Annotated in this window: 8 protein-coding genes; 7 read left to right on the top strand and 1 reads right to left on the bottom strand. The window is 70.9% G+C overall.

All coding sequences use genetic code 11. From position 1 onward, the window contains the following. Positions 1 to 357, top strand: a 357-nt coding sequence (locus VMI11_07985; protein HTY72348.1) for a sigma-70 family RNA polymerase sigma factor, incomplete at its 5' end; no start/stop codon positions are given. A 30-nt stretch (positions 358 to 387) separates the two neighbouring features. Here VMI11_07985 and VMI11_07990 read toward each other — a convergent pair. After that, positions 388 to 1,014, bottom strand: coding sequence for a M23 family metallopeptidase (locus VMI11_07990; GenBank protein ID HTY72349.1), 627 nt, complete (start codon positions 1,012 to 1,014; stop codon positions 388 to 390). A 315-nt stretch (positions 1,015 to 1,329) separates the two neighbouring features. Here VMI11_07990 and rpsB point away from each other — a divergent pair, with 315 nt between their 5' ends. The 6 genes from rpsB to VMI11_08020 form a co-directional block, all read left to right on the top strand. Beyond that, positions 1,330 to 2,193 (top strand): 30S ribosomal protein S2, encoded by an 864-nt coding sequence (gene rpsB / locus VMI11_07995; GenBank protein ID HTY72350.1) that lies wholly within the window; start codon positions 1,330 to 1,332, stop codon positions 2,191 to 2,193. A gap of 48 nt (positions 2,194 to 2,241) precedes the next feature. Beyond that, positions 2,242 to 3,063 carry a translation elongation factor Ts gene (gene tsf, locus VMI11_08000; protein HTY72351.1) on the top strand — a complete coding sequence of 274 codons (822 nt, stop codon included), beginning with the start codon at positions 2,242 to 2,244 and terminating at the stop codon, positions 3,061 to 3,063. A gap of 127 nt (positions 3,064 to 3,190) precedes the next feature. After that, a complete protein-coding gene (gene pyrH, locus VMI11_08005; protein HTY72352.1) occupies positions 3,191 to 3,925 on the top strand; it encodes a UMP kinase in 735 nt (244 codons plus the stop codon). 13 nt (positions 3,926 to 3,938) lie between these two features. Continuing rightward, positions 3,939 to 4,496 (top strand): ribosome recycling factor, encoded by a 558-nt coding sequence (gene frr, locus VMI11_08010; GenBank protein HTY72353.1) that lies wholly within the window; start codon positions 3,939 to 3,941, stop codon positions 4,494 to 4,496. Positions 4,497 to 4,519: 23 nt separating this feature from the next. After that, the gene (locus tag VMI11_08015) at positions 4,520 to 5,398 is read left to right on the top strand and encodes a phosphatidate cytidylyltransferase (protein HTY72354.1); all 879 of its coding nucleotides are present in this window, start codon (positions 4,520 to 4,522) and stop codon (positions 5,396 to 5,398) included. Then, on the top strand, positions 5,395 to 5,999 hold a 605-nt coding region (locus VMI11_08020), incomplete at its 3' end, for a 23S rRNA (adenine(2503)-C(2))-methyltransferase RlmN (protein HTY72355.1). The genes VMI11_08015 and VMI11_08020, both read left to right, overlap by 4 nt.

Consider the following 5,999-nt stretch of genomic DNA (forward strand, 5'->3'; position numbering starts at 1 on the left):
ACCGACCTCCACCAGATCTTCAGCCAGGTCTCCTTCGTCAACGTGGTCGCGCTCGACGAGCTGCTCAACGTCGGGGGCGAGAAGGGCGACAAGCTCAGCCTGGTCGACACCCTCGAGGACACCAAGGCCGAGGACCCGGTCGCCGCGTTCGAGTCCGAGGAGACCAAGTTCCTGCTCGCGAAGGCGATCAACACCCTCCCCGAGCGGGAGAAGATCGTCGTGACGCTCTACTACTACGAGGGACTCACGCTCGCGGAGATCGGCCAGGTCCTCGGGGTGACCGAGAGCCGGATCTGCCAGATGCACACCAAGGCCGTCCTTCAGCTGCGCGGCAAGCTCGCCGAGGCCTCCGACTGACCGACCCGGACACGCGCGGACGCGGGCGGGTCACCGCCAGGGCGGCGGTGGCCGGGATGTCCGCGTCGGTGCGCCGGTCAGGCGCAGCCAGAACGACTTCGCGGGGCCTGGCCGGCCGGTCGCGGCCGGCGTCGACGCCCTGGGGGTCATCGCGTCGGACCCGCTCACCGGGGCGCCGAGAGGGAGCAGTACCGGCGCGGGCAGGTCGAGGAAGGACAGCGGGTCCAGGTACGTCGCTCCTCGCAGCACGCCCCAGTGCAGGCAGGTCCGCCCGCAGTGGCCGGTGACCGGTTCGAGCCGACCCAGCAGCTCGCCTGCCAGGACCACCTCTCCGACCGTCACGACGGGGTCGACCGGTTCGTAGGTCTCCCGCAGTCCGCCGGTGGAGACGACGACGACGACCCCCTGGTCCGCGACCTCGCCGGCGAAGCTCACCCGCCCCGCCGTCGCGGCACGGATCGGGTCGGTCGCCGCCGCGGCCAGGTCCACCCCGCGGTGCCCGGCGGAGTAGGGCGAGGCGGGTGGGTCGAACCCCCGAAGGACCTGGGGGAGGCCGTCGACGGGGAAGCGCCACGGCGGCTCCGCGTGGGCGCGAAGCGTCGAGATCGTCGCGACGGCGAGGACTGCGGCCGCGAACAGACGTACGAGCGGGGTCATCCGGCCAGCGTGCCGGCACGCGGACCCGGCGGGGCGCCCGGGTGCTCGGGCTGTGGAGCGGGCCGCCCTGTGGACGACCGGGCTCGCGGGCCGCGGTCGACCCCGGCGGGCGCCGCCCCGTACACTCGAGGCACGGCCCGGCTCGTCCGGGTCGAATTCGCACGCCCTCCTCGCCTTCGGGCGGGAGGCCGCTCGGTCCCTCGGACCCCGAGGGCTCGGCCGCGCAGGGCGTCAGGCGCCTGGGACAGCCGTCCCGGGCGGTGGAACCGAGTGCCGGGGGCCTGGGCGGCCCCCGCGAAGGAGCGTGCCTCGGCCATGGCCGTCGTCACCATGAAGCAGCTGCTCGAGAGCGGTGTGCACTTCGGGCACCAGACCCGTCGCTGGAACCCGAAGATGAAGCGGTTCATCTTCACCGACCGCAACGGCATCTACATCATCGACCTGCAGCAGTCGCTGACCTACATCGACCGCGCGTACGAGTTCGTCAAGGAGACGGTGGCCCACGGGGGCTCGATCCTGTTCGTCGGTACGAAGAAGCAGGCCCAGGAGGCCATCGCCGAGCAGGCCACCCGGGTCGGGATGCCCTACGTCAACCAGCGCTGGCTCGGCGGGATGCTCACCAACTTCTCCACCGTCCACAAGCGCCTGCAGCGCCTCAAGGAGCTCGAGAGCCTCAACTTCGAGGACGTTGCGGGGTCGGGCATGACGAAGAAGGAGCTGCTCGTCCTTCACCGCGAGAAGGAGAAGCTCGAGCGCACCCTTGGTGGCATCCGGGACATGAACCGGGTCCCGAGCGCGGTCTGGATCGTCGACACCAAGAAGGAGCACATCGCCGTGGGCGAGGCCCGCAAGCTGGGCATCCCGGTGGTCGCGATCCTCGACACCAACTGCGACCCCGACGAGGTCGACTACAAGATCCCCGGCAACGACGACGCCATCCGCTCGGTGGGTCTGCTCACCCGCGTCGTGGCCGACGCGGTCGCCGACGGCCTGATGGCGCGCGCCGGCGCGTCCCGGGGCGATGCGAAGCCCGGTGAGCTCGGCAGCGACGAGCCGCTGGCCGACTGGGAGCGCGAGCTGCTGGAGCACGCCACCGCGACCGCCGAGACCGCCGCGGCCGCCGCGACCGCCGAGACCGCCGAGACGACCGCCACGCCCGCGGCTGAGCCGGCCGAGTGAGCCACCCCCGACCTGACCGCACTGCACGAGAGACGAGAGCGAACAACCATGGCTGAGTTCACCGCCGCGGACGTCAAGCGACTCCGCGACGCCACCGGGGCCGGGATGATGGACGCCAAGCGCGCCCTGGAGGAGGCGGCCGGCGACTTCGACCAGGCCGTCGAGGTCCTGCGCGTCAAGGGCCAGGCGAAGGCCGCCAAGCGCGGCGCCGAGCGCACCGCCGGCAACGGGCTGGTGGCCGCGGCCGAGGGCGCGATGATCGAGCTCGGCTGCGAGACCGACTTCGTGGCCAAGAACGAGCAGTTCCAGACCCTCGCCGGCGACATCGTGACGCACGCGGCGTCGGTCGGCGTCGGAGTGGTCGAGAAGCTGCTCGGCGAGAGGCTGAAGGACGGCCGTACGGTCGCCGAGAGCATCGACGCCCTGTCCGCGGTCATCGGCGAGAAGCTGGAGCTGAAGCGCGCCACCTTCGTCGACGGCCAGGTGGCGACCTACCTGCACCGGAAGGCGTCCGACCTGCCTCCTCAGGTGGGCGTCCTGGTGGGCTTCGAGGGCGAGGATGCCGAGGCCGCCCGTGCCGCGGCCATGCAGGTGGCCGCGCTGCGCGCGCAGTTCGTCACACGCGAGGAGGTGCCGGCCGAGGTGGTCGAGACCGAGCGGCGCATCGCCGAGGCCACGGCGCGCGAGGAGGGCAAGCCCGAGGCCGCCCTGCCGAAGATCGTGGAGGGGCGGGTGAACGCCTTCTTCAAGGACAACGTGCTGCTCGAGCAGGCCTCGGTGCACGACAACAAGAAGACCGTCAAGGCGATGCTGGACGAGGCCGGGGTCACGATCACCCGGTTCGCCCGTTTCGAGGTCGGCGAGATCTGAGCGACACTTCGGTTCCAGGCACATCGGTACCAGGCACAGCGACCCTGACGACGAGGAGGCCCCGACCGTGGCGGAGAGCGACATCGGCGGGGCCTTCTCCGTCCCCGCGCCGGACCTGCTCGCCGCGGTGCACGACATCGAGGTCAGGGGCGGCTACGACCGGGTCCTGGTGAAGGTCTCGGGAGAGGCCTTCGGCGGCGGCGCCGTCGGTGTCGACCCCGACATCGTCGTCGACATGGCCAGGCAGCTCGCCTCGGTCGTGCGCACGGGCGTCCAGGTCGCCGTGGTCGTCGGGGGCGGGAACTTCTTCCGCGGGGCCGAGCTGTCCCATCGCGGGATGGACCGCGCCCGCGCCGACTACATGGGCATGCTCGGCACTGTCATGAACTGCCTCGCTCTGCAGGACTTCCTGGAGAAGCAGGGCATCGAGACGCGGGTGCAGTCGGCGATCGCCATGGGCCAGGTGGCCGAGCCGTACATCCCGCGGCGGGCCATCCGCCACCTGGAGAAGGGCAGGGTCGTCATCTTCGGCGCGGGCGCCGGGATGCCGTACTTCTCCACCGACACCGTCGCCGCCCAGCGGGCTCTCGAGATCGGGTGCCAGGTGCTGCTCATGGGCAAGAACGGGGTGTCCGGCGTCTACGACGCGGACCCGCGGACGCACCCGGAGGCCAAGCTCTTCGACGTCATCACCTACGCGGAGGTCATCCAGCGGCGACTGCAGGTCGCTGACGCCGCAGCCTTCAGCCTGTGCATGGACAACCACCTCCCGATCGTCGTCTTCGACCTGCTCGTCGACGGGAACATCGCGCGCGCCGTGCGCGGTGAGAGGATCGGCACGCTGGTGACCTCGGCCGCGTGATGAGGAGACGACGGTGATCGACGAGACCCTGCTCGAGGCCGAGGAGAAGATGGAGAAGGCCGTCTCGGTCGCGAAGGAGGACTTCTCCGGCATCCGTACCGGCCGCGCGCACCCGGCGATGTTCAACAAGATCATGGTCGACTACTACGGGACGCCCACCCCGGTCGTGCAGCTGGCGTCCTTCAACATCCCCGAAGCCCGGATGGCGGTCATCTCCCCCTACGACAAGACCTCCCTCGGGGCCATCGAGCGCGCGATCCGCGACAGCGACCTCGGCGTCAACCCGAGCAACGACGGCGCGATCATCCGGGTCGTCTTCCCGCAGCTGACCGAGGAGCGTCGGCGCGACTACATCAAGGTGGCCCGCCACAAGGCCGAGGAGGCGCGCGTCTCCGTGCGCAACATCCGCCGCCACGCCAAGGACGAGCTGGACCGAATCATCCGCGACGGCGAGGCCGGCGAGGACGAGGCCCGCCGTGCGGAGAAGGAGCTCGAGGAGGTCACTCATCGCTACGTGGCGCAGATCGACGAGCTGCTCAAGCACAAGGAGGCCGAGCTCCTCGAGGTGTGAGCCTCGATGAGTCGGCGACCCACGTGACCAGTGAACCCGTCCCTCTCGTACCCGCCACCGCGCCCACGCAGGTCGTGAAGGGACTCGAGGTCGTGCCGTCGCGGGCCGGTCGTAACCTGCCGATCGCCGCCGCTGTCGGCGTGGGGCTCGGCGCGCTCGTCCTGATCACCCTGCTCACGCGCAAGGAGCTGTTCGTCGGCGTCGCCGTCGCAGCCATGCTCGTCGCGATCTGGGAGATCGGGTCGGCGATGCAGCAGCGCGCGATCCGGCTGCCCTACGTGCCGGTCGGGGTCGGGACCGCGGCGATGCTCGTGGCGGCGTACGCGCAGGGCACCGACGGCCTGGTCGCGGCCTTCGGCCTCACGGTCGTCGCGATCCTCATGTGGCGGCTGCTCGACGGTCAGGAGGGCTACCTCCGCGACGTCACCGCCGGGGTCTTCGTGACGGCGTACCTGTCCCTGCTCGCCGGCTTCGCCATGCTCATGCTCGCCGCGGACGACGGACCGCAGCGGATCATCTTCTTCATCCTCGTCGTGATCTGCAGCGACATCGGCGGGTACGCCGTCGGCGTGCTCGTCGGACGCCACCCGATGGCGCCGTCGATCTCGCCCAAGAAGTCCTGGGAGGGCTTCGGCGGCTCGGTCGCCTTCTGCGTGCTCGCCGGCGCGATCGGGATGCCCCTGCTGCTGCACGGCCAGTGGTGGCAGGGCGCGCTGATCGGGCTCGCGATGGTGTGCACCGCCGTCCTCGGCGATCTCTCCGAGTCGATGATCAAGCGCGACTTGGGCGTCAAGGACATGGGACGCCTGCTGCCCGGACACGGCGGGCTGATGGACCGCCTCGACTCGCTGCTGCCGTCGGCGCCGGTGATGTGGCTGCTGCTCGTCGCGTTCCTGTCGTGACCGGCGGCTTCGTGCCCGTCGGCGAGCCGGTACGTCCCGCGCCGGGCACGCTGACCTTCGACGCCCCGCGTCGGGCGAAGCCCCCGCTCCACCTCGCCGACCTCACGGCGGCCGAGCGCCGGGCCCGGGTCGAGGAGATGGGAGAGCCGGGCTTTCGCGCCGCGCAGGTCTCTCGTCACTACTTCGAGCGTTTCGCCGCGGACCCGCAGACGTGGACCGACGTCCCGGCGGCGACCCGGTCGGCCCTGGCCGCGGCGCTGACTCCTGAGCTGCTGCACCTCGTCAAGCATGTCTCCTGCGACGACGGGATGACCCGCAAGTACGTGTGGCGGCTCTTCGACGGTGCGCTGGTGGAGTCGGTGCTGATGCGCTACCCGGGCCGCACGACGGTGTGCGTCTCCTCCCAGGCCGGCTGCGGGATGAACTGCCCGTTCTGTGCCACCGGGCAGGCGGGGCTCACCCGCAACCTGTCGACGGCGGAGATCGTCGAGCAGGTGGTCGTCGCGGCGCGCGAGCTCGCGCACGGGGAGATACCGGGCGGCCCGGGCCGGGTGAGCAACGTCGTCTTCATGGGCATGGGCGAGCCGCTGGCGAACTACCA

This window comes from Actinomycetes bacterium (assembly GCA_035506535.1).
Lineage (GTDB): Bacteria > Actinomycetota > Actinomycetes > DATJPE01 > DATJPE01 > DATJPE01.